This is a genomic window from Anaerobacillus sp. CMMVII, from assembly GCF_025377685.1.
Lineage (GTDB): Bacteria > Bacillota > Bacilli > Bacillales > Anaerobacillaceae > Anaerobacillus.
Map to the genome: position 1 here is coordinate 174,191 of NZ_JACEHK010000003.1, position 24,589 is coordinate 198,779.

General features: G+C 35.5%; 20 protein-coding genes. 14 read left to right on the top strand and 6 right to left on the bottom strand.

The window, feature by feature from the left end; genetic code table 11:
- Positions 1-229: 229 nt before the first annotated feature.
- From H1D32_RS08115 to H1D32_RS08135, 5 genes are all read right to left on the bottom strand, one after another.
- Entirely contained in the window at positions 230-1,873 is a 1,644-nt protein-coding gene (locus H1D32_RS08115; protein WP_261177778.1) for a bifunctional diguanylate cyclase/phosphohydrolase, read from the bottom strand.
- A 338-nt stretch (positions 1,874-2,211) separates the two neighbouring features.
- On the bottom strand, positions 2,212-2,805 hold the full coding sequence (locus tag H1D32_RS08120) for a DUF5317 domain-containing protein (protein WP_261177779.1): 594 nt from the start codon (positions 2,803-2,805) through the stop codon (positions 2,212-2,214).
- A 410-nt stretch (positions 2,806-3,215) separates the two neighbouring features.
- Positions 3,216-4,970, bottom strand: coding sequence for a two-component system sensor histidine kinase NtrB (locus H1D32_RS08125; RefSeq protein ID WP_261177780.1), 1,755 nt, complete (start codon positions 4,968-4,970; stop codon positions 3,216-3,218).
- A 484-nt stretch (positions 4,971-5,454) separates the two neighbouring features.
- Positions 5,455-7,104, bottom strand: coding sequence for a two-component system sensor histidine kinase NtrB (locus tag H1D32_RS08130; protein ID WP_261177781.1), 1,650 nt, complete (start codon positions 7,102-7,104; stop codon positions 5,455-5,457).
- Positions 7,105-7,403: 299 nt separating this feature from the next.
- Positions 7,404-7,688 carry a hypothetical protein gene (locus H1D32_RS08135; protein WP_261177782.1) on the bottom strand — a complete coding sequence of 95 codons (285 nt, stop codon included), beginning with the start codon at positions 7,686-7,688 and terminating at the stop codon, positions 7,404-7,406.
- Positions 7,689-8,231: 543 nt separating this feature from the next.
- On the opposite strand from H1D32_RS08135, the gene H1D32_RS08140 reads away from it, so the two are divergent.
- The 7 genes from H1D32_RS08140 to H1D32_RS08170 all read left to right on the top strand — a co-directional run bounded on the left by H1D32_RS08140 (position 8,232) and on the right by H1D32_RS08170 (position 16,198).
- Positions 8,232-8,906, top strand: coding sequence for a cytochrome c3 family protein (locus H1D32_RS08140; RefSeq protein ID WP_261177846.1), 675 nt, complete (start codon positions 8,232-8,234; stop codon positions 8,904-8,906).
- Between the two features lie 95 nt (positions 8,907-9,001).
- Complete coding sequence (locus tag H1D32_RS08145; RefSeq protein WP_261177783.1) at positions 9,002-9,334, top strand: hypothetical protein; 333 nt, start codon at positions 9,002-9,004, stop codon at positions 9,332-9,334.
- A 136-nt stretch (positions 9,335-9,470) separates the two neighbouring features.
- Positions 9,471-10,670, top strand: a complete 1,200-nt coding sequence (locus H1D32_RS08150; RefSeq protein ID WP_261177784.1) for a NapC/NirT family cytochrome c — start codon at positions 9,471-9,473, stop codon at positions 10,668-10,670.
- Between the two features lie 17 nt (positions 10,671-10,687).
- The gene (locus H1D32_RS08155) at positions 10,688-11,425 is read left to right on the top strand and encodes a tetratricopeptide repeat protein (RefSeq protein ID WP_261177785.1); all 738 of its coding nucleotides are present in this window, start codon (positions 10,688-10,690) and stop codon (positions 11,423-11,425) included.
- Positions 11,418-12,386 (top strand): 6-bladed beta-propeller, encoded by a 969-nt coding sequence (locus H1D32_RS08160; RefSeq protein WP_261177786.1) that lies wholly within the window; start codon positions 11,418-11,420, stop codon positions 12,384-12,386. The genes H1D32_RS08155 and H1D32_RS08160 overlap by 8 nt, the downstream gene beginning before the upstream one ends.
- 131 nt (positions 12,387-12,517) lie before the next feature.
- Positions 12,518-13,837: a cytochrome c3 family protein gene (locus H1D32_RS08165; protein WP_261177787.1), complete on the top strand. Its 1,320-nt coding sequence runs from the start codon at positions 12,518-12,520 to the stop codon at positions 13,835-13,837.
- Positions 13,838-14,035: 198 nt separating this feature from the next.
- Complete coding sequence (locus H1D32_RS08170; RefSeq protein WP_261177788.1) at positions 14,036-16,198, top strand: Ig-like domain-containing protein; 2,163 nt, start codon at positions 14,036-14,038, stop codon at positions 16,196-16,198.
- Positions 16,199-16,283: 85 nt separating this feature from the next.
- On the opposite strand, the gene H1D32_RS08175 is transcribed toward H1D32_RS08170, so the two are convergent.
- The gene (locus tag H1D32_RS08175; RefSeq protein ID WP_261177789.1) at positions 16,284-17,372 is read right to left on the bottom strand and encodes a YjgB family protein; all 1,089 of its coding nucleotides are present in this window, start codon (positions 17,370-17,372) and stop codon (positions 16,284-16,286) included.
- 538 nt (positions 17,373-17,910) lie between these two features.
- On the opposite strand from H1D32_RS08175, the gene H1D32_RS08180 reads away from it, so the two are divergent.
- The 7 genes from H1D32_RS08180 to H1D32_RS08210 all read left to right on the top strand — a co-directional run bounded on the left by H1D32_RS08180 (position 17,911) and on the right by H1D32_RS08210 (position 24,458).
- Positions 17,911-18,588 (top strand): NTF2-like N-terminal transpeptidase domain-containing protein, encoded by a 678-nt coding sequence (locus H1D32_RS08180; protein ID WP_261177790.1) that lies wholly within the window; start codon positions 17,911-17,913, stop codon positions 18,586-18,588.
- Positions 18,589-18,617: 29 nt separating this feature from the next.
- On the top strand, positions 18,618-19,970 hold the full coding sequence (locus H1D32_RS08185) for a penicillin-binding transpeptidase domain-containing protein (protein ID WP_261177791.1): 1,353 nt from the start codon (positions 18,618-18,620) through the stop codon (positions 19,968-19,970).
- 185 nt (positions 19,971-20,155) lie between these two features.
- Positions 20,156-20,629 (top strand): class D sortase, encoded by a 474-nt coding sequence (locus H1D32_RS08190; RefSeq protein WP_314733375.1) that lies wholly within the window; start codon positions 20,156-20,158, stop codon positions 20,627-20,629.
- A gap of 147 nt (positions 20,630-20,776) precedes the next feature.
- Positions 20,777-22,210, top strand: a complete 1,434-nt coding sequence (locus H1D32_RS08195) for a UDP-N-acetylmuramoyl-L-alanyl-D-glutamate--2,6-diaminopimelate ligase (protein WP_261177792.1) — start codon at positions 20,777-20,779, stop codon at positions 22,208-22,210.
- Positions 22,211-22,522: 312 nt separating this feature from the next.
- Entirely contained in the window at positions 22,523-23,206 is a 684-nt protein-coding gene (locus H1D32_RS08200; RefSeq protein ID WP_261177793.1) for a DsbA family protein, read from the top strand.
- Entirely contained in the window at positions 23,206-23,625 is a 420-nt protein-coding gene (locus H1D32_RS08205) for a disulfide oxidoreductase (RefSeq protein WP_261177794.1), read from the top strand. The genes H1D32_RS08200 and H1D32_RS08205 overlap by 1 nt, the downstream gene beginning before the upstream one ends.
- A 206-nt stretch (positions 23,626-23,831) precedes the next feature.
- Positions 23,832-24,458, top strand: a complete 627-nt coding sequence (locus tag H1D32_RS08210) for an NAD(P)/FAD-dependent oxidoreductase (RefSeq protein ID WP_261177795.1) — start codon at positions 23,832-23,834, stop codon at positions 24,456-24,458.
- Positions 24,459-24,589 lie beyond the last annotated feature (131 nt).

A 24,589-nucleotide genomic window follows, 5' to 3' on the forward strand; every position in this document is an offset into this window, starting at 1 on the left:
TATCTTGAAGAAGTAAGTAACTGTCATTTCACTAAACTTTAAGTTTCGAGCAAAATACCTGCTCAAATTTAAAGTTTCACTAGGCCAAACTTGAAGTTTGAGGGCTGAAACTTTAAATTTGGCCATATTTTAGCTACAACGAAAGTGGCGGATAATCATTACTAACATCAATTATTGCCTCAGAACCAACGCAAAAAAAACCACTCATTTTTGAGTGGTTTCATACCAATTATGCAAGCTTGGGACGAATAGCGTCTTGCACAGTTTCTGCTTCGAATTTCTCAGGGTAGTTTTGTTTTATCATTTCGATAAATTGCGGAACATAATTCGGATCGAATTGTGCTCCAGCACATCGTTGTAATTCTTTTACCGCCTCATCAAATGTTTTGGTTGCTTGATAAGGCCTTTCGGTTGTCATCGCGTCAAAGGAATCAATGATGCACAATATTCTCGCAAGTTTTGGCGTACTTTCACCTTTTAAACCATATGGATAGCCTTTGCCATCGTATCTTTCATGATGAAGCTCGACAAGTGGGATCAGGTCATGGAGTTCTTTATTCGTCGCAATAATTTCTTTTCCCCATGTCACATGCTTTTTAATAATTTCCCATTCAAAAGGCTCTAGCTTACCTTTTTTATTGATAATATCCCGAGGGATTTCTAATTTTCCAATGTCATGAATAAGTGCACCTGAAATTAGCAATTTTTTTTCATAGTCACTTAAATTCAATTTAAAAGCGAAATCTCTAGCGTACTGGAACACGCGTCTACTGTGCTGATATGTATACACATCTTTATAGAGGAAAATTTTCACTTGTTGTTCTAGTAATTCTAACTCCTTTTCATGTTCTAAAAGGGTATAGGAGACTAGATTACTATCATAAAGTTGAACATTATTTTTTCCTTGTGATTTTGCGTAATACATCGCTTGATCAGCTTTTCCAATCAATTCTGCAGAGTTATAGACACTCTCATCAGTTTCGATAATACCGCATGAAAATGAAAGGCAACCATGTGGTAAAACTTCAACTCCAGAAAAATAGGAGTCATTAATCTGTTTTCGTAACTTATTTAAAAATATGATAGCCTCTGAACTTTCAACGTTTTCCATGAGAATGACAAATTCTTCCCCACCATATCTAGCAACAAAGTATTCTTTTTCATTACACCCATTCTTTAGAAGTGTTCCTATGAAATTAAGAAGCTCATCGCCTGCCAAATGGCCATGGTAATCGTTGTACTTTTTAAAGTCATCAATATCAAGAAGTGCTAGGCTCATCTTTAAGCCTTTCTTATCTTTTAACAGATCACTTAAAACTTCCTTAAAATAGCTATGATTATATAGTCCCGTTAGACTATCTGTATTTGCTTTTTTTGCTACCTTTTCAAATAAATTGTAATATTGCTTAAAGGCTATAGATAAAAGACCTATAACTCCGGTAAAAAGGATAAGTCCAAGCTTTTCATTAGAAATAATTAAACTCGCTAAAACAACAGACATTACTAACGTGCTTAAGTAACCAAATAATGTCTGCGAGATAATCTCTTTAAATATCTTGAAAACATCTTCTGAAGTGGAAATTAAGAAGTACAATCCAACTAATGTAACGTTAATTGCATAGTATGCAATAAGGGTTAACACATAAACATGTAGTTTTTCCAAATGAAGTGAACCAATTTCTCCACCAATAAAATAAAAGGTGTAATAGGCACCAATAGTCATTAATGAATAATTACAAAAATTAACCAAATGCTTCCACCAAAAAATCTTTGGATTTAATAGGGAAAAAATAAGGTTACCAACTAACAAAACAAATAATGTCGTCTCAAGTCCAAAAATAAAAAGGGATGCTAAGTAGACGACTGATTCCATTGTTAAGGCATTTCCTTTTGGTGGTAGAATAATCTTACAGTTTATTAAAAAATAATTGAAAGTACCAAATAAACAAAAATAGCCCAATCCATAGTGAGAAGATTAGAAAAATCAGTGTGTAAAAAAAAGGAAGATGCTCCAAGTGTAATTACCGTGATAATGTATAAATTTAAATTTGTTAGTTTTGTCATTTGCACTCACACTCATATATTTTTTTAGGGAAGCATTTCTGCTTCCCATTAATTGTTTTTTATTAAAAAATTCTAAACCCTGATGTAAATGTAAGTATTAGAGCACCAATGATAGAAATGTTAAGTAAAGTAAGTTTTACTTTTTGCTTATCCATGAACTTCACCTCCTTTACTTAATACAGGATTTGATATATCTATTTTTTTATGACTTAGCATAAGATGTTGAATAAAAAAGAATACGCCAATATTCATAAAAACGTCGCCAATACTTATTACTTGGCTTTTGGGATAGGGACTAGTTATTGGAATGACATCACCAAGAAAAGCTAGCCTAGTAGATTCAGTCAATAATGTATGCTTTCCATAAACGCTATTTTTTAGTACATCAATGTAATGAGGATCCAAAACCAATGCAGCTTCCATAGAAACTGGCATTCTTCCCCCGTTTAAAGCCATCACTAAAAAATTTAGAAATACTCCAGCAAAGATTAAGATGAAGCCATGATGGTGCCGATTTAACCATAAAAAATACATTCCAAACAAGTAAACAGCAATAAATAGATATCCGCTTATTAATGTAAGAAATTCAAATCTACTTTGAAATACATAGATTGATAGTTGAATTGCTAGAAGCAAAGGAAATACAAACCCCGCATTCAGCTTTAGATTAGCTATACCTAGTAAATTACCTTTGCGAAGAAAACCGACAATTAATGATATTAAAATTCCGTCAAAGACCATTCGTACACCTACAATAAGTTTTTTTTTTATGAAATTTTCCCACAAAATAATGTTAATTATGAGTAGATTATCTAGGTTGTTATTCTAAATTAATTCAATCAATAAAAACACTGTTTCAATATTTAAAAAAACGAGAATTTCCTTTATATTCCTACATATTTTACCAATATCTTAGTGTCTTTACAACTAACTATCCAAACAACAGGACTTAAAACTCATAAAATAACACGGTTTTTGTTATATTATGGTTTTGTTTAGATCTATTTACCTAAAATTTTAAGTGCTTTAATCCCATAATGGGATGTTTTTACCAAAAGAGTGAGTTACAATTTCTCATAGCAAATAGCTCCCACTACATAAGGGGAGCCTTACACAAACTGAATTAATAGATTTTTCTTCAGAGCTCATTCTTACTCAATCATACGTAGAGGTGACTCGGTCGCTAACGTCTTCGTCTTTATCAACGGCAATGAAATTACAAAAGTAGTTCCTGCTTCAGAGCTTGAAGATAATTGAATAGACCCCTGATGATTCTCAATAATTCTTTGAACTATTGTCAGACCCAATCCGGTACCTGTTTCTTTGGTTGTTAAGAACGGGTCAAAGATTGACTGTTGAAGGTCTTTAGGAATTCCAGGACCATTATCTTGGATAAACAACCGATAGGTATCTTTTTCAACCTTGGAAAAAATGGTGATTGACCCATTTCCATTCATCGCATCATAGCTATTTCGAATTAGATTGTACAAGACTTGTTTGATTTGTTTTTCATCAAGAAGCAAAGCTACATCAACTAAATTAACCTTAAATTGAATTTCGTTTCCAGAAGGTGACTGATGATAGAAGTCGTAAATTTCTGAAATGATTGTCGATATACTTATTTCTCTAAATTTTGGACTACCAGGTTTAGCAAGGAGTAACATTTCCTCAATAATTAGGTTTATTCTATCGAATTCACTTAACATTAACGGTAAAAAATATTTCTCCTGTTGTCGCTCTGAAAAGGATTTCTTCATCAATGTTAAAAAACCATGAATAACTGCTAATGGATTTCTAATTTCATGCGCGGCACCAGCAGCTAATCCACCTAAAACCGCCAATTTTTCAGATTGATACATCCGCTGTTCTAGTTCTGCTGTTTCGGTAATATCGATAAAGTAAAAATTTCGCCCAATTGATTTCCTGTCTTTGTCATACAAAGGTGATTGGGATACAAGTAGCAAATGATTTCTTTCATTTGTTTTATAGGGAACTTTGACGTTCTGACAGCTTTTTTTAGATGAAAAAATTGACCAAAAATACTCATTCCCACTTTTATCTTTCTCGGCTAGACCTTTTATTTTGTCTTCGTCAATATCTAATAAAGACTTTGCTGTGGAATTAAGAAAAAACTCGGAAGTTTTGTTTTCAACGGTAATAATTCCTATTGGGACCGAATTGAGAATCTGTTCTTGATATATCTTATCAGTAGACATTTGCTCGTATAAATGAAAGTATTTTATAAATGCCAATGATGACAAAATGATCACAAACGTAAAAATAAATGTTCCAAAGAGAGGATTATTTTCAAAAATAATTGCTAAAACAAATGCCGAGGCGAGTGTAACAATATAGTTCCCAATTGACTCCTGAGCAACTTCTTTGAGTACAACCAATAAACTACCAAGCGAGGGGTTACTTAATAGAAAGAATAGACTTATCGCAAGAATATTAATCGAAAAATAAACCACTAATGATAGTACATAAAAAAGCGTACTAGCTAAATTGATGGAGCCAATCAGTCCACCGGAAATAATGAAAACATAATAGGAGCAAGTAACCATGATTGTAAGCATCGAAAAATTGAATACATGTTTCCACCAGACAGTTCTCCGGTTAAAAATTGCAAATAAAAGGTTACTAAAAAATAGTAAAGATAATGTCATTTCTAATCCAAATATAAACAGCACGGCTATATAGATGGCTGTATCCATACAAAGTGAATTCCCCTTATGTGGTAGGAGAATCGTATATTTATTTAATAGAATGATAGCTATCGTTAATAACGAAAATAACAACCAATCATTTACATTAAGTAAGTAGTTATTATGTAGAACAAATAAACTACATCCAATTAGAGAAACGATGAATATAAAAAGATAAGGCTTCGTGATTGTTTTAAACATAATATTATTGCCATCCCACTGTAGTAGATTCTAGTGCAGTAGCAGTCACTAGGTAGTATAAGTTTTAAAAAAATTATACCATAAAAGCTTTGCTTACTAACTTTTTACTCAGAAAAACTTATTGAAAATGGATTGCGTAATCGAACAACCTAAAGTTTAAGGGTGATAAGGCCATTATTAGTCAGCTGGCCATACCTTAACCGGCCAGTTCCGTCATTTTATGGGAAAATCAGATAAAAACTAAACGCAACATTTCCCGGAAAATGTTGAAGGATGTTTAGATTTGAAAAAACATAAGAAATATATCTGGAATTTAGTAATGGTGGGCCGATCAGGTGTTTTTTTTGCCTACAAGTATCACATAAAAAGAACAGTCACTCTTACGTAAGAGGACTGTTCTTTTATAAGTTAAGAATATATAAGAGTTTTTAGTACTTGACGTCTAGCTTCAGGCGCAATGGAATACTTTTAATCTTACGTTTTCTTATGTTTTTATAAGTGGAAGGGATATAACAAATGTAGTACCTTCTTCAGAGCTTGAGTATAGTCGAATGCTACCTTGATGATTTTCAATAATTCTTTGGACTATTGTTAGACCTAATCCAGTACCTGTTTCCTTGGTCGTTAAGAATGGATCAAAGATTGACTGTTGAAGGTCTTTAGCAATTCCAGGCCCAGTATCCTGGATAAACAAACGATAGGTATCCTTATCAAGTTTTGAGTAAATGGTGATCGTTCCAATTCCATTCATCGCATCACAACTATTTCGAATTAGGTTGTATAAAACTTGTTTTATTTGTTTTTCATCAAGAAGCAATGTTGTCTCATCTAAGTTAATCTTAAATTGAATTTGTTCTCCTATAGGGGACTGATTATAGAAATCAGGAATTTCTGAAATAATATCCGAAACACTCACCTCTTTAAATTTCGGACTACTAGGTCTAGCGAGCAATAACATTTCCTCGATGATAAGGTTAATTCTATCAAATTCACTTAACATTAATGGAATAAAAAACTTCTTTTGTTCCTTCTCCGAAAAAGAGTCTCTCATTAAGCTCAGAAAACCGTGAATTACCGCTAAGGGATTTCGGATTTCGTGGGCAGCCCCAGCCGCTAATCCACCTAAAACCGCTAATTTTTCAGATTGATGCATTCGTTGTTCTAGTTCTTCTGTATCGGTAATATCGATAAAATAAAAATTTCTCCCAATAGATACATTGTTCTGGTCATATAAAGGAGATTGGGAAACTAATAGTAGATGCTGGTTGTCATTCGTTTTATAGGGAACCTTGACGTTCTGACAGCTTTTTTCAGATGAAAAAATTGACCAAAAATATTCATTTTTACTTTTATCTGCGGCAGATAAATGCCTAATTTTATTTTTATCACATTCTAATAATGACTTTGCTGTGGAGTTAAGAAAAAACTCTGAAGTTTTGTGTTCCTCAGTAATAATTCCTATTGGGATCGAATGTAGGATTTGCTCTTGATAGACCTTATCGTTAGACATTTGTTCGTATAAATGAAAGTATTTTATAAATGCCATAGATGACAGAACAATAACGAATGTGAAAATAACTGTTCCAAAGATAGGATTGCTTTCTAAAAGAATGGCTAAAACGAAGGCCAGGGCAAGTGTAATGATGTAATTTCCGATTGCCTCTTGGCCAATCTCTTTATATATTGAAAAAAAAAGCATCTCGGAATTGGATCTAAAATACATACTAACAATTCCTGTATTAATTATAAAGTAAATGGCCATTGCCAATAGATATGGAATGGTACTTGCTAGATTAATTGAACCAAGTTCTCCACCTGAAAAACTAAAAATATAATACGAACTACTAATCATAATTGCAAACATCGAAAAATTAAATAAATGTTTCCACCACTCTGTTTTAGAGTTAAGAATAGCGTAAATTAGACTCCCTAAAAAAAGTAAGGATAAGGTTAGCTCTAAACCAAATATAAATAATGAGGCTAAATAGATAGAAGAATCCATGCAAAGCGAGTTCCCTTTATAAGGGAGAAGTATCTTATATTTATTTAAGAGAAGAATTGCTGCAAGTAATGATAGAAATAGCAACCAATCAAAAAAGACTGCCATAGGGAAGTAGATGTCATGTATAACCAATAAACTACATCCAATAAAAAAAATGAAGAATAGGTAAATATGGACTTTTTTAATATCAGTGAAACTTATCATAACGTTATTGTCATCCTAATCAGGTAGACTCTAGTTTACATTTAGCAATAACTAGGCAAAGATATTATACCATAAGCAACATGACCTCAATTATGTATATTTACATAAAGTAAGTGCGAAAAAGTTAGAATGAAGTCATAACTGGTACATAAAAGGCTTGCTCGAACGGCAGATAAGAAGATAGGTAGAGAGTTTGCTCATGTAACCTAAAGTTTGCTGTAAAAAATCTATAAACAGTGTGTTTTAGAGCGCTGCTTTAGCAGCTTTTTTGCTTTTTCGAGATCGCGTTTTCTAACGAGTAAATTTAAAACGACACTATTAAGGAAGATTTCTTGCTCCATATTTTTAAGTTTGCAAGCAATCTTATGATCTTTTAAGTCTCGATAAACATTATATATTTCCTCTACTTCCTCTTGTTCGGTACAACCTATTAAAATTTCCCATCCATTTCCGAGTAAATATGAAAAGCTAAAAGTTAATGAAATCAATAGAATGATGTACACAAATATCATGGTTGTATCCTCCCTGAACTAAAAAGTTTTAAATATGTAAAAATGCAAAAATAAAAACTACCTGAACAAGATTTGTATCTCCAACTACAAGTGTTTATCAAAAGTTATTCACCACAATTATACAATTAACTTCCGGAAATATGTTTTTAAACTGTGATATTTCACATAGTGTACAATTGTTCTTTTATGCTAGCAAATTTCTGCAAATGACTAGGGTGTAAATATTTTGCCCAAATGCAAAACGGCTTGTATATCCTTTTACCTAAAAATTTTGTTGAACTATGAGTAGAAATGTCAGGATTTTACTAAAAAGACGAACAATATACCCAAAAAGATGGAATTGTTCGTTTTTTCGTACATTTTATCCTTTCTACTATTAAAACATTACAAATGTTTCCATTCACATTTCATTCACATTTTCACACACAAATACACAGTTCACATATTTTTCACCACTTCATACCACAATTATGGATTAGTATAAGAGTAGAAAGAAGGTAAGTAACCACTAACGGTTTTTGTAGGAAGTAAAGTTTGAGTGAGGTGAACACAACCGTGGGAAATGACGAGAAGATGGGGAGTAAGAAAAAAAGTGTTTTAAAAAGAACGTGGAGTTGGTTCAGATCAATTAACTGGATAGACCCAATAAATAGATGGAAGCTGCTGCTTGTTCTAATTATTGCATTTTTCGGGATTGCCTTTTCTACATATGGGGCACTCGCGGTAACGTCGACGCAATCGTTTTGTAACACCTGTCATGAAATGGCGCCAGAAAACGTTACGCACTATTCAACAACACATAGTGAATTGAAATGTGTAAAATGTCATATTGAACCAGGATTGCCGCAAACAATGAAGGGAAAGGTCATGGCGCTAAAAGAGGTTTATCGCCATGTAACAAGAACGCAGCCTAACCCAATTCATGTGAAACACGAAGTGAGAGATGTTGTTTGCTTAAGATGCCATTCAGAAAACCGTGATGTAACACCAACAGGAGATTTAATTGTGGCGCATGACAAACACGTGAACAAAGACATCAGTTGCGTTACATGCCATAGCGGAATCGCTCACGCCAAGGTTGTAGAACGTGGGTTAAATACAAATGACCTATTTGATTATTGGGAAATGGAAAATGCAGAAGCACTAGTTACCTTGGATTACGTTAGACCGAACATGGGAACATGTATCGAATGCCACCAACAGTACAATGAAGGTTAGAGCCTTGGACGGATAAGCATTACGCAGTAACAATCCCGCCTAATTATTTGGATGAGTCATATGAAGCAATTCCATCTAACCAAATTTTGAAGGTAGTGGCAAAGCAAGTCGGGGACGTAGAAATTTCAATGGAATGTCAGACATGTCACATGGAAGTAACTACTCCAACGCATCACAAACAAGTAGATTGGAATGAAAATCATAAAGCCAATGCAATTGAAGAGTTAGATCAGTGTATTACCTGTCATCAGGAAGAGAAATGGATTAGAAGAGTACGACCTCAAACGATGGAGCAGTTACTAGACCCAGATAAAGTAGATTTAAAGACATATATACCAGATGAGAAGATTGCGGAAAGTGAATCTCGCAATACTCCATTCTGCTTTACCTGCCATAGTGAAAAAATACCTGGATACACCGAAAGATAAGGTGATACTAAATTAGTACGATAATTTCCACTACCTCATAGTAAATACAAAATGAAACCATGGAAACTTGTTGTTCATTCTACCGATATTACCAACGTTTGGTAGATGCAAAGTATTAAAGCGAGGTGACGACACATTGGATAAAGATCAGGAGCAAGAAAGAAAACAACGTGAAGAATTACAAGGTGACGACAAATATAGGCAAAGTCTTAAAAGAATTAAAGTTGCTACAATTGCACTTATTATAGTCATCGGTTTGGCTCTATCGGTAAATATAGGTGTTAACGCAACATCAACAAACTCTTTTTGTTCAAGCTGCCATATGATGACTCCACAAGCACTGACATGGGAAGCTTCTTCTCATAGTTCGATTGATTGTAAGGACTGTCATATTAAATCAGGTATCGAAGGGAAGATCGAGGCGAAAATCGGTGGTCTATATGAACTGTACCACATGGTTACTGATTCTTATGGTACACCAATCAGGATGAAAGAATTGATACCGAATGAAAACTGTCAGAAGTGTCACAACATGGGAACAAGAGATGTCTCAGCATCAGGGGATATTATTGTTGATCATCTGATACATGACGAGAAAGAAGTTTTTTGTGTTACCTGTCATGCTGGTGTAGCACATGGGAAAGTTTCTGAAAATCGAGTCACATATAGAACTGATTTTGATCTTTGGGATGAAGATTTAGCTAATCATTTTATGACAGATACTAAATACGTGAAGCCACAAATGGAAAAATGTATGGACTGTCATGAACTGAAACAGGCACCTTTAACTTGTGAAACGTGCCATACAACTGGAATGCTTCCAACAGATCATAAAGAAAAGGATTTTGTTACTAAACAACATGGAAGTTTAGCGGAGAAAGACCTTTTATCATGTGATAGCTGTCATTCCTATATGTCTGAAAAGAAGATTAAAGAGCTTCAAGAGCAGAAATCATATACAAAGTTTTTAACCACTGATCCAGTTGATAAGAGTATGACGGTCCAGCAGTATGCGAAACAAAATACTTTCTGTTCAGATTGTCACAGTGAACGTCCAGAGAGTCATAAAAGTGCCACTTACTTTTTAAATCATGGTAAACGTGTGAGCGAGAATGAGCAACAATGTTTAACTTGTCATGAGAATGATCGTTACACACAGAATACAATTTCAAATATTACTTGTGCATCCTGCCACCCTAGTGGACACAATCCAAACTGGGAGCAAAGACATCCAACACCTTTATCAGCAACACAGAAATTTGAACGTACATGCTTAAGTTGTCATGTTGAAGAAACTTGTACCTCATGTCACGTCGATGCGAATAGAAAAGATTAATCGGGAGGGGAATTAGTATGGCACAAGACAGTCATAGAAAAAAAGATCCTGAAATTGAAACGAAGAATACTAGATATAACGAAACTGAAAAACAGTCACACTTCAAAAAGAAGTTTACTATTCTGCAAACCATCGGACTATTAACAATTACTCTATTATTTAGCACCGGTGGAGGGGTGGCATTAGGAAATATCTACTTTTGGAATAGTGAAGACATGAAAAGGATTAATGAACAATTAGAGTTTTACCAAGAAAAGGTAAATAATGATCCGGCAAACTTAGAGGATCGTATTGTGTTAGGATACACGCACTTTCTAAAAGGCAACAACAACCAAGCGGTTAACGAGTTTAAATATGTCATAGATATCGACGAGAATTATTTTGACGCATATTACAATCTTGGTTTTGTCTACCTAGACGAAAAGAAATACTACGAAGCTTTGTCAATGTTTAATAAAACAGTTCAAATTGCACCAGCTGATTTTAAAGGTCACCTACAAATGGGGATAGCTCAGCGTCATCTCAACATGTATGATGCAGCAATTGCTTCATTTCAAGAAGCCAATCGTCTTGCACCAGCTAACGCTAATATTATCTTTCAAATTGGTCTAGTTGCCGAAGATATGGGTGATTACGAGAATGCTAGTGAGATCTTTAAGGATGTATTAAATTATGATCCTCTATTCCAAAAGGCAATCGATGCTTTAGAGCGTGTTCAAAAAGAACTCAAAAATGTAGGTGATAAAGATGAATAGACTAGCGGTATATATCCTAATGGCATCAATTGTCGTAATTAATGCGGGTGTATTTGGATTTATCTTTTCAAACCAAGCTCAAGCATTACCAACCGGTGTTAATACGGTAAATCAAAGTTCAGAAACGAAACCAGCAAGTCAAGTTTATGCTAGCTATAAAGATCCAATCGGTAGACCAATGGATGTTTTTGTTACAGCTGAAAATATGTATGTAACGGATACAAATAATCAAAAGGTTCATGTTTTTAACTTAAAAGGTGAACAATTATTTAGTTTTGGTGAAATGGGCTATGATCCTGGGCAATTCGAGTTTCCATATGGAATTTCTGTAGATACTAGTGGGAATATTTATGTTGCGGATATGTACCATAGTAAAGTTTCAATTTTTGATGAGCAAGGAAAGTTTATTAAGTACTTTGCTGAAGAGTACACTGAAAACGGTACATTCAAATCACCAGCAGGCTTACGTATTATCGATGAAAAGGTGTACATTACAGACGTTGAAGCGCACAAAGTATTTGTCTTTACTTTAGCTGGTGATTTACTTCTTGAAGTCGGTGAACCAGGAAGTGAAGATGGTCAATTATCAGCACCAAATGCAGTCACTGTTGATAAAGATGGTAACATTTATGTTGTTGATACTGTTAATCATAGAATTCAGCTTTTTGATAAGGAAGGGACGTTCCTACGTGGAATTGGGGAACAAACACCAGGATATAATGATGGACGTTTGGTTAATCCAAGGGGAATTGGAATTGACAGCAAAGGAAAGCTTTATGTTGTCAGTAATATGACCGACTATGTAGAGGTTTATGATCTAGAAGGAAACCATTTATATTCCGTTGGTGGTAATGGTCAAGAACCAGGTAAACTGTACTTACCAAATGGTTTGTTTATTGACAGTAAAGATAATGTGTATGTAACAGATACCCTAAATCTTAGAATTTCTGTTTTCAGGTAAGGCGCTTTCGAGACCTTACATTCTATAAGAAACATAATGAAACAATACTAAGTAATTTGAGGAGGTGGTGAACAAAAGCATCTGTATAGAAAGATTACAAACTATAGGAAAAAAATCAAGGAGGGGAAACCATGAAGAAAGTTGTAATTAGTTTATTCTTTTTATTGTTTGCGTTAGCGTTTTTTGCAACACCAAGTTTTGCATTGCATGGCGGTTTCACTGAAAATACAAACACATGCTTTAGATGTCATGATACTCACCAAGCAGATGCAAAGTCATTACTAAATAAAAATGATGTCTACCAAACATGTATGAGTTGTCATGATGGTACGACAGGAAGCCGTTCAGTAAACCGTACTGCAACGGAGTCAGTTTTCAATGAAAACAGTCCAAATGCTGCAGGTCATACTGCAAGAGTAACAGGTACATTTGCTGGAGCTTCAAGCAGTATGAGTGCCCACTTATCAAGTTCTGTAGTTAAAATCAGTGCTGCACCAGGTGGAACAACTAACCCGGATGCACCTGGTAACTGGCAAGGAACTTTCTCTTGTGATAGCTGTCATAATGCTCATGGATCTTATAGTAGCAAAGTAGGTAGATACCTTTCTAATAATCCAAATGGAATGGTGAGTGTACCAGTAGAACAAGGCGGTAGAGCATTAAAGGATGTTCCTGTGGTAACTACGATCGATAACAACGGTCCAGAGTTTGTATTCCATAATGTTGAAGGAAAATTAACTTTAAAGAGAAAAGTACAAATCTCTAACAAGGGTCAATACACAACTTACTGGGTTGAAGACAAATCTCCTTGGATGAAAGTTACACCAAAAACTGCAATTGGTACAACAGTTACGGCTGATGTTACGATAAACGCTAATATCAATAATGCTACTACAAACCATGTACCTGGATTGGTTCCAAACATTACAGGTGCTGGAATTAACAATATTGCAAAAGTTGATGTAGAACGTGCATATTATGTTGAAGCACCAGCTAATAAGTCGGAGTACTGGCAAAGTACAAAAGTTGTGAATGGAGCAACGGTTCCTAACATGGCTGGTATTCAATTATCTGAGTTTTGCTCAAGCTGTCATTCAGATTACTTAGTTAAGTCTGGTGGAAGCACAAGTGTTCATAGCGGAGAGTCTTTCTATGGTCATACAACAAACAGTTCTTCTTACACATGTGTTCGTTGTCACTACGCACATGGTACAGATGCTAACTTAATGATTGATGCTAATGGTAATAGTGTATTCTCACTACAAAGAGATCGTGGCTTAACTTTACAACAAGCACAAAGCCATATGAATGATACAAACTCTTCACTTAAGAAGTTTGTTGGAAGTTCTAGTTGTTGGGCTTGTCACAACTCATCAAAAGCTACAAATGTAGTACATGATGGTAAAGTTACAAATGACCGTCCAAAAACTGGTATGCCAGCTGGAAGATAAAAAGACTACCAATTAGCAGCAACTAATTGATAGCCTAAGCAATATAATACCGAGTGACTAAAGTATGGATCGTGATGTTTTGTACTTTAGTCACTTATTATAATACCCATAATAATACAATATGAAACGATATGCTGTAAGAAATGTCACAACTATATTGTTTTAGTAGGTAATCAAAACATTAAAGGGTGATTCAAGATGTTGCAAAAAAGGGAAATACGAAAAAGCCTCGTGTTATTTCTTTGTTTTACTATATTATTATATATCAATCCATTGGCACCCACAACAATAGTTGCTTGGGGTAATGAAGTAGAGCCAACTGAAAGAGAAAATGATCCGGAACAAACAGGGAATAACGGGATTGTTGTTTTACAAAATGTTGAGGAACAACAAGTTATTACTATAAACCCTTTAGGTGGATCATTCTTTAATGAGTTGATATTGGTAACTGGTGAAGTGGAAAGTGTAGTTGGGGCAGAGGAAAAGTTAACTCTTATTGTTTCTGATAATGGTTCTTTTTCCAAAGAGTTAACCAGAACAATTCAACTAGTGGATGGAGCTTGGGAACATAGTTTTGATGTTTCTGAAAAAGTGAATGGTAATTTCATATTTCCAGAAGGGGAATATACAATCAAAGCAACAGTAACGGGATCAGAATTGCTAATCTCAAATGATGTTACATTTAAAGTAGACCGCACCGTACCAACAGTCGAAATTAGTCGACCATTACAAAATGGTGAGTATGTTAATAAGGCACTTATCGAAGGTAGTACTGAAATAGGGAATACTGTTGATTTATATCATGTAATTGGTGAAGTTGAAAAAAAGATCCATAGTGTAGTTGCAAATGATCATGGAGTATTTTCTTTTTTGTTAAATGATTTAGTAGAAGGTGATCATACCTTTATCATTAAAGTAACAAATTATGCTGGAAATGTAGGAGAAACCAAAGAGTTCTCCTTTATATACGACAAAACAAGACCGTATGTTTCAACTGCTAATCTTACTCCTAAACATAATTCAACAGGTATAGATTTTAATAGTAAAATTACGCTTAAACTAGTTGATCCTAACCTGGATATTAATAATATCCTTACCAAGGATCCTATTGAATTATATGAGCGAGGTAATTCTACAAAAATCCCAGGAAAAGTTACTTATGATGAAGCAACAAAAATTCTAACATTTACACCCAATAATAATCTAAAAGCAAGTACAAAGTATTTTGTTGTTATTAATCCAAAAATAACTGATATGGCTGGAAATCTAATTCATCAACGCAACTGGTCATTTACTACGAAAAATAACTCGGGTGTAGGAAGTCCACATGGCGGTTATTTAGAGAATACAAACACTTGTAAACTTTGTCATAGTACGCATATGGCTTCACAGCCTAAAATGCAACAAGGGAACTTAGAACTAATTGACGATCCAAATAATTTGATAGATCCATCAAATATCCCTAATGTTATTAACGGATACTGTATGGCCTGTCATGATGGGACTGTCGCTAGTAACATGAATAATCACCAAGGGAAAAAATCAGATCACAATAAACAAGTAGTTCGAAAAGCGGACGGAGCAGTTGTCAGTCAATCCTGTGGGAACTGCCATAATGTTCATTTAGAATCACACGCTAGTAATCCAAACCTTTTAAAAGACCACTTTGTCTTTGATCATACTGGTGTTAAAGACGCAGACGGTGTTGGGAAAATTGACAGCAGTGAACGCCTATGTGAGTCATGCCATGAATATGACTTAGGGGAAAAACTAAATGCTAATCAGTATGCGGTATATACCTACCGTAATCGGAACACAAGTTCAAGTGATTTAAAAGATAAAAATCACTATGGGTCAGCTGATGATTACCAACTGTGCTTACGTTGTCATAATAGTGATTACGCCGCGAAATACAAAGGTGTAAATAAGGCAATTGCAGATATTGAAAAGTTTTATAAAAATACCAATTCCGGTCACTATATCCTAATGGATAAAGTTAAGGATGGCAGTTTATTAAATGGAAATATGCCTTGCGCTGATTGTCATGAAACCCATAACGCGAATAATGGTAAATTAATAAAGAAGGATCTTGGTCATAATACGGAAAGTAGTACTATCTTAGAAAACTGGCCAAATGCAGGGGTAAATGCAAACTTAAACCAGAGAACCCTATGCCTATCGTGTCATAACAACGAAACTGAGCTTTATGGTATAACTGTAGGGTTACCAGAAAAAAATGCTTCAGGATCGACGATAAATGCCCATTTACCTACAAGTACAAGTGCTTGTTCAAATTGCCACGGCGGTTCTTCACGTACCTTTATGGAGGCTGTTCATTCACCGAGTAAGCGAGGGAATTAGGCGATATGGTTCAAGCAATTTATCCCAATCTTTAAAATCTCATTTAAAATTATTAAAAAGGCTCTCATAGTTGAGAGCCTTTTTTCTATCTTTCATACACCCAAACATCTACAACCATCCCGTCATGAGGGTTGGCATTAAACTTCAGAAGATAGTTACCGACAGTGTATTGAAAAAATACTTCTTCGGTCATTTCATTAAAGCCTTCTTTATCTGGCTTACCTACTATTTCTTTTACCTCATTTAACGTCTTTTTAATGCGATTGCCATTCATAGCAATGTGAGTTATTTTTTCTGCTTCATCAAAAATAAACATGAAGTTACTGTAGCCAAAGTATGGCCCACCTTCATAGTAACCTTCTTCAAATGGTTGACCTAGTTCCTCGACTAGCTTTTGTTTCGAGTCACCGATAGCTACTGGACTTCCAACCATTTGCCCCATAGCTGCAACGGCTATCCAACCCTTGGTTAGCTCTAGGTCTTGATACGCTAAAAACATTTCGGGTGTTTCGTTCCAAATTTCAAACCAATATTCGCCCTTCAGCAATCCGTATGGATCATGAGTATTGTTGTAAAGCGTGGCATCAATATCATGCAATTTATTGTTTTTCAATTCCCAAGTCGTAAATTTCCACTCATCTCCATTATAACTGACCGTTTGAAATGTATTTTCCTTAATCAGTTTGATATTTGTATCTGAGAAAAATAGTTTCGTATTTTTTGTTATCCATTCTATCCTGCCATCAGCGACATAAAACAATTCTGCCATGTTAAGACCTGTTTGATCCGCCTGCATGAATACAAGAAATTGTTCAGGCTGGAATGAACGAGAAAGAACCAAGCTCTCATCCGGGAAAAAGACCTCAATATCCTCTTCGACGAGTCCTTGATCTTCCCCCTCTTTTAGAAGAGCTAACCGGTATGAATGATCACTTTCCAAAACAAAAATAACATAATCTTCGTTTTCACGAGCTTTTACCCGGAAGGAAAAATGAGAGTTTTGTTCTAAAACCATTCGATCTATCCAAGTGTCGTTTTGTTTCTGTAGATAAGGGTCTAATTGGTTTGTTTGTATGGAAGCCGTTTGTTTTACATTTTCATCGAGTGGTGTTAGATCATTTGAACAACCAACTAGAAATGAGAGCAAAAATATCAATATTGTTGTTTTTTTCACATAACCACCTCTTTCTCTATTAATTTTACCCAGAGTTACAGGTATTTATTCTATTAAATGTTGGAATGATAGAAAGAGTTATAGTTTTTACTAGTAGATTAAGTTACGTAATTCTAATAAATCAGCCACACCAACCAAAAGGTTAACTCATAATTTAAGGTCAAAAAGAATATGGTTCAAATATAGTTTCGTGACTTTCATAATAATTTTGCTTTTAAATTCATTCAGTTGTCCATAGAAAAGCCTAAATTCACTCTCAATATCAAGGTATGGTTTAGTATAATGGAAATATCTTCAAGTTGTGATCTGTTTTTTTTGATTTGGTTTTTTTCGTAAAGTTTGTTGCTTTCGTAAAAATCCCAAAAGCCGGATTTTTACACATATATATTAAGATATCATTATTTATTTAGTAAGCATTGCTCTTTTCTTACTAATTCTACTGGAGATTTCTTCATCTAAGGTGGTTTTTTTTCAATTATTTTAGGTTAAAAAGCCACAATGTTTACGAAAAGAGCCTTAATTTTAAAGGAGGATACAAATGATTAAGAAGATTGGCTACGTCGTTTTTTCAGTACTTATTATTAGCATATTAGGGTGTTCGGCAGAAAATGAAGAGGAACCGACAGCAGAAGAAGCATTTATAGAATATGCTGCCTATTGGGAAGCGGGGAATTATGAGAAGATGTATGAACTGCTTTCCACACAGGCAAAAGAACTGTTTGCTAAAAATGAATTTTTGGAGAGAAATGCAAAAATTTATGAGGATATCCGTGCAAAGGATTTAACAGTAACGATGTTCGTTGAGGAAATGGTGGAAGAAGAAGTTCCTGTGGATCCAGAAGAACCTGAAACTGAAAAGCTTATTACATATGATAAAAAAATGGATACATTTGCTGGTGCAGTCTCTTTTCGATCAGAGGTTTTAATGACGTTAGAGATTGAAGAAACCGAAGCGGGAGAGGAAAAATATTGGCGCCTTAATTGGACACCAGCAATGATTTTCGATTCGTTAGAGGTAGGAGATAAAGTAAGACTTAGTACCCTGCATCCTACTAGAGGAGAGATTTTTGATAGAAACCATATTGGCCTAGCTGTAAATGGTGAAGTCATTAATATGGGGATTGTTCCAGATAGACTTCCTGAAAACGAGCAAAAAACACTTCAAGATGCTAGTAATCTATTGCAACTATCTGTGGAAGAAATCGAAAAAAGCTAAACCAGTCTTGGGTCAAACCAGATCTATTTGTGCCACTAAAAGCGATTTCTAGAGATGATACACAATTACTTGAAGAACTGATGAATATTCCAGGAGTCACCTATCAAGTGAAAAAAGCTAGAGTCTATCCTTACAATGAGGCAACGGCACATTTAACAGGCTACCTCGCGGAAATTACAGCAGAGGAACTAGAAAAGCATAAAGATAAAGGTTATACTGCGAACTCGATGATTGGAAAAGCAGGTCTTGAATTGATTTATGAAGAAAAACTAAGAGGAGAACTAGGTGGGAAGATTTGGATCGAAACGGAAGCAGGAGTGGAAAAGGATGTTGTTGCTGAAAAACCAGCAGCTAATGGTGAGGACATCTATTTAACAATTGATAGTAAGGTACAGACAGCCTTATATAGGCAACTAGAAGGCGAAGTTGGTACGGCCGTAGCGCTCCATCCGTTAACTGGTGAAGTACTCTCAATGGTCAGTAGTCCTACCTATGATCCAAACAAATTCGTATTAGGTATGTCTTCACAAGAGCGTACTGACTTATTGGAGGATGCAGCAAAGCCTTTACTTAATCGCTTTACTCATACGTTTACACCAGGTTCGACGATTAAACCGATGATTGCTGCGATTGCTTTAGAAGATGGATGGGATACCAATGAGAAAAGAGCGATTGAAGGTCATATCTGGCAAAAAGATTCAACGTGGGGAAATTATAGTGTCAGACGAGTTACTGACCCAAATCACGATGTCGATCTAACAGATGCCCTAGTCTACTCCGACAACATTTATTTCGCGCAAATGGCCATCGAACTTGGAATAGAAAAGCTTGAAGCTGGCTTGCGAGAATTTGGCTTTGATGATTCATTACCTTTTGAATATCCATTAACCAAATCAAAAATTGCCAATGAAAGAATAGATTCCGAAATGCGACTTGCCGATACCGGTTACGGACAAGGGCAAATGCTTATATCACCGTTACATTTGGCGTTGCTATATACGACATTTGTAAATGAAGGTTCCATTCCAAAACCTACCTTACTAAAAACAGATCGTGAACTTTCCTATTGGAAAGAAGGGTTAGTAGCACCTGAGAACGCGAGCTATATTTTAGAAGGTTTAAAGGATGTCGTTCATCATCCACGAGGAACTGCAGCAAAAGCAAAAATGGCAGACATCCCTCTTGCCGGGAAAACTGGTACGACTGAACACAAAGAAGTGCAAGGTGAAAAAGGGCGAGAAACAGGTTGGTTTGTGGCTATGAATACAGACAATCCCGAATTACTTGTTTTGCTAATGGTCGACAACATTGAAAACCGTGGCGGTAGCGGTTTCGTGGTTACAAAAGTTAAAGAGGCTTTCTTAGAGGTATTTTCGCGATAAACGATCAAGCTCCCCTGGTAGATTAGATTGAACTTCACATCCATGAAGTTGTCCTTTATACTATAACTATCTAAACTAGGTCGGAGGGTAACTATGATATTAAAATGGTTAACAAGATTATTACTTTTTGCAGGCCTTAGTATTGTGGCTTATAGTGGCTATTAATTTGGGATGGAAACAAACAAGTGACCAAAACTCTTTCAGAAGCTAAAGAAATTGTAAGTAATGAGCGTAATACCCCAAAAGTTTTTAATCCTAAATTAAATGATATTATTGGAATCATTAGTATTCCAAAGCTAGAAAAAGATCTTCCGATTATCGTTGGAACAGATGATGAGCAATTAAATAAAGGGGTAGGCCATTATATTGGGACGAAATATCCTGGTGAAAACGGGCAAATCCTTTTGTCAGGGCACAGAGATACTGTGTTTCGAGGGTTAGGTAATCTTCTCCATGGTGATGAAATTAAGCTTGATGTGGAGTATGGGTCATTCTCGTACGAAATCGTCAATACGTATATCGTTGATGCTGACGATACAACAGTCATTAATTTCGACTTAGACGAGGAAGTTTTGGTTTTATCGACATGTTATCCGTTTCAATATGTTGGTGATGCACCGCAGCGGTATATTATTGAGGCAAAGCCAAGAAATAAATAAAAACACCATTTTCTTTCAACTAACCCTTAGTTGAAGGAGGAATGGTGTTTTTTTAATTTAAAGGTAATTGCTGCCGGCATAGTTTTTGTTTATTTTTAGCTTCGTTTGGTGAAGATATATCTATATCTTTTCAAAGGACGTTACTATATGACACCAATTACCTTGAGTGACCTAGTTAAAGCTTTTAGTAACTTTACATATACTGGGGTGCAGTCTAATTCAAAACAGATAGAAGAAGGAAATATCTTTGTAGCAATAGATGGAACAGCTGTTGATGGACATCGCTTTATTGATGATGCGATAAAAAGAGGAGCCATTGCTGTTGTAGGGGAGAAGCCTTTGAGTAATCTCTCAGTACCATATTTCCAAGTGACTAACTCGCGCCAGGCGATTGGTTTATTAGCTGCGAACTTTTATGGGTACCCATCGAAAAAGCATACAGTAATCGGTATTACTGGTACTAACGGAAAAACGACAACCTCATATCTAATCAAACATATCATTAGTTTTGCTGGTGAGAGCTGTTCTCTTTTTGGAACGGTTGAGCATACTGTTAACGATACTAAGGTACCTGCAATTAATACAACCCCTGATTCTACCTTGTTGCAAAAATTATTATTTGAAAGCAATGATCGATATGTTGTGATGGAAGCTTCTTCCCATGGCATTGTACAACATAGATTGGAAGGAACGTCATTTGATTACGGACTTTTTACAAATTTAAGCCATGATCATCTCGATTATCATGGTAATTTAGATAATTACTTTAACGCTAAAGCCCAGCTTTTCAAAATGTTGAAAAAAAATGGTGAAGCGATTATCGGAAGTTATTCACCGTGGGGGATTAAATTAAAGGAACGTTTAAAGGCAGAGGGAATCACAACTTCGACATTTGGTGAAAAAGAGGATGATGATCTACAATTGCTAAGCATGGAAAGTCAAGAGAAGCCTACCTTCCAAATAAGGGAAGGTCTCCGTAAACATACTCTCTGTTCTCCACTGCCAGGAATTCATAACGTTTGGAATACGATGCAAGCGTATTTATTAGCACGAAGAATAGGGATCGAGCCAGTTGTTATTGCAGAAGCCTTGAAAACCTTTACCGGGGTACCAGGTAGGTTTGAACAGTATAAACACCCTGAAAAAGCTAAGTTAATCGTAGATTACGCACATAGCCCTGATGCAATTGCCCATTGTTTGCATACATCACGAGATATGACAAGTGGCAGGCTTCTCCATATTTTTGGCTTTCGTGGCAAACGTGATCGTTTAAAAAGAATGACAATGGTTGAAACATCTGTCGAACTTAGTGATGAAGTAATTATTACCTTAGATGATTTAAACGGTGAAGATCTTCAAGAAATGGTTTTTGAAATCAATAACTTAATCTCAAAGGTTGGTAAGAATAAATGTAAAGTAATTTTAGACAGGACTGAAGCAATAAAATATGCTTGGGACACAGCCGACCATGTGGACACTGTTCTGATAACCGGAAAAGGTCCAGAAAAATACCAACAAAGTTTTTCAATCCCTAGCAATACAGATCAAGAAACCATCTCCTATCTAGAAAAATTATTATAGATGAAAAGGACATAAGTGATTTATGTCTTTTTTTGTGTCTAGCTTCAGGCGCCCAGCCCCTCGAGAACCTTCGTCACTTAAATGCTGCCTCTGTGGTCCAGAAGGTCCTCGAGGCAAAGCCGCATGAAGTAACTCTAGAAGTTGCACATGTTGTGAACGAGGTCAGTAGCTTTTGTCGGGGCTACCCAGGGGGCTTGCGCTTTTCTCATTTATAGTTCGTTTGATTCTCTAGGAAACTTCCAATGCATTTATTTGCCTCTGGTAGTATAATAGCTTATGTTAAATAATATTTAATCACTATGGGGTGGGAAAATGTCAAAGGCAAAAAGTAATCCGATGAAGCCATTAGTATTAATCACTGTTGTCATTATTATCTTAGTAAGCGCGATCGTCGTTATAAATAGTAAACAAAACCAAGCGACTGATGGAAAAATTCTAGTTAATCATCCTTCTATCGAAAATCAACCAACAATAGGTGATCCAAATGCTTCTGTTTCTGTTGTTGAGTTTGCCGACTACAAATGCCCAGCTTGTAAAATGTGGGGCGAACAGATCTTCCCTCTATTGAAAAAAGACTTCGTTGATACTGGAAAGATTACATTTTCATATGTAAATGTATTGTTCCATGGTGATGAATCGTTTTTAGGATCATTAGCAGGTGAGGCAGTCTGGAATCAAGATCCTGAGGCGTTCTGGGAGTTTAACAAAGCCCTTTATCAAGAACAACCATCGATCCAAAATCATGATGATCCATGGATCACAGTTGAAAAGGTGATGGAGGTTGCGAAAAAAGCAGTTCCTCATCTTGATCTCGAACTGCTTGAACAAGATATCATAAATATGACCTACAAAGATGCAGTCCTTCTTGATGATCAACTAGTTGAGGAATTAGATATTCCGTTTACACCAAGTATCATTATTAATGGAACATTTGTTGAAGAACCGTTTGATTATGAATTAATCAAACAGCTAATTGAAGGGGGATTAGGGAACTAATGTCCGTTTCTCGTTCTGCGTTGTTCCTTTATTTTGCTTGGTTTGTAGCTGTGGTAGCTACATTAGGAAGCTTATATTTTAGCGAAATTCGCATGTTTCTTCCTTGTCAACTTTGCTGGTATCAGCGGATTGCGATGTATCCTTTAGCAGTCATTTTAGGGATTGCTGCTTATACAAATGATTTAAAAATTACGAAATACGCTTTACCTTTTTCTATTGTTGGAGGTTCAATCTCGTTTTACCATTATTTATTGGAAAAAGTGCCAGGGTTTGCGAGTGTAAAACCTTGCTCACAAGGTATTCCTTGTGATGTAGCCTGGATTAACTGGTTAGGGTTTATTACGATTCCGTTTTTAGCACTTATTGCGTTTGTGATGATTACTGTTTTTTTATTAATCAGCAAAAAACTTTCAAAATAAAAGGGTGCTTAAATTCGTTGTATTAGGTCGTCTTTAACCTTTTTGGGAGAAATTTATTTGTCCCAGTTGCCTATTTATTCTCAAAAGCTTCACGCAAAGCGTGAAGAACCAAGTATTCGAGCCAAATAATATTACTAACGTCATGAATTTCATCATTCATTATTTTCACTATTTAGTTCTATCAACTACGAATGGGGGAAAAACAAATGAGCACGACAAAAATGGTTTCATTAGCTGTTAATGGAGGAATAGGCTTTGGTGCAAAACTAACCCCAAAGCAACTGGTTGCCTTAGGCACTTATCTAGACGAAGATACCGAAATTGAATTAACCACTTTTCAACAGTTGATTATTCAAGTTGCAGAAGAGAACGTAGAGACAGCAAAAAAAGCTTTAGAAGCAGTTGGCTTCTCAGTTTACAAGGTTGGTCCTTATGTTAAAAGCCTTCGGACCTGTAACTTTTGCCAAGGTGCAGATGAAGAAGGAATGCCTGTAGCTATCGAATTGAATAAGCGTATCGCAGGTCAGGAAGTACCATTTACGTTACGTCCTGCTTACACGGGTTGTCCCAATGCTTGCGGCGAACCTCTCATAAACGATATTGGGGTCATTAAGCGTAATGACCACTATGAGCTGTATGTTGGGGGTCAAGCCAAAGGTGAAGATGCCCGCGCTGGGGTATTGCTAAAAGATCAACTAGAGCCAGAAGAATTATATCGTTTGGTTGACGCTGTTTTAGAAGTGTATCGAAACAATGGCAGAAAGCGTGAAAAATTAGCTAAATTTATTCATCGGTACGGCTTTGAAAATTTGAAAAAAGCTGTATCTGTATAAGGAAAAGTCTCAGAGAGATACTCTCTGGGATTTTTTGTTTAAGTAATTACATAAAACCTATACGACTACTTAAGTTTACTCATAAATAAAACAAATTTAACATAAAATATTCACTCCTACTCCATACTTTC

Bases quoted from the DNA above. Each gene is read 5' to 3' on its own strand.
- H1D32_RS08165 (WP_261177787.1), top strand. From the start codon at position 12,518: ATGAAGAAAGTTGTAATTAGTTTATTCTTTTTATTGTTTGCGTTAGCG.
- H1D32_RS08180 (WP_261177790.1), top strand. From the start codon at position 17,911: ATGATTAAGAAGATTGGCTACGTCGTTTTTTCAGTACTTATTATTAGC.
- H1D32_RS08125 (WP_261177780.1), bottom strand. From the start codon at position 4,970: ATGTTTAAAACAATCACGAAGCCTTATCTTTTTATATTCATCGTTTCT.
- H1D32_RS08205 (WP_261177794.1), top strand. From the start codon at position 23,206: ATGTCCGTTTCTCGTTCTGCGTTGTTCCTTTATTTTGCTTGGTTTGTA.
- H1D32_RS08200 (WP_261177793.1), top strand. From the start codon at position 22,523: ATGTCAAAGGCAAAAAGTAATCCGATGAAGCCATTAGTATTAATCACT.
- H1D32_RS08160 (WP_261177786.1), top strand. From the start codon at position 11,418: ATGAATAGACTAGCGGTATATATCCTAATGGCATCAATTGTCGTAATT.
- H1D32_RS08195 (WP_261177792.1), top strand. From the start codon at position 20,777: ATGACACCAATTACCTTGAGTGACCTAGTTAAAGCTTTTAGTAACTTT.
- H1D32_RS08115 (WP_261177778.1), bottom strand. From the start codon at position 1,873: ATGGAATCAGTCGTCTACTTAGCATCCCTTTTTATTTTTGGACTTGAG.
- H1D32_RS08120 (WP_261177779.1), bottom strand. From the start codon at position 2,805: ATGGTCTTTGACGGAATTTTAATATCATTAATTGTCGGTTTTCTTCGC.
- H1D32_RS08135 (WP_261177782.1), bottom strand. From the start codon at position 7,688: ATGATATTTGTGTACATCATTCTATTGATTTCATTAACTTTTAGCTTT.
- H1D32_RS08210 (WP_261177795.1), top strand. From the start codon at position 23,832: ATGAGCACGACAAAAATGGTTTCATTAGCTGTTAATGGAGGAATAGGC.
- H1D32_RS08155 (WP_261177785.1), top strand. From the start codon at position 10,688: ATGGCACAAGACAGTCATAGAAAAAAAGATCCTGAAATTGAAACGAAG.
- H1D32_RS08170 (WP_261177788.1), top strand. From the start codon at position 14,036: ATGTTGCAAAAAAGGGAAATACGAAAAAGCCTCGTGTTATTTCTTTGT.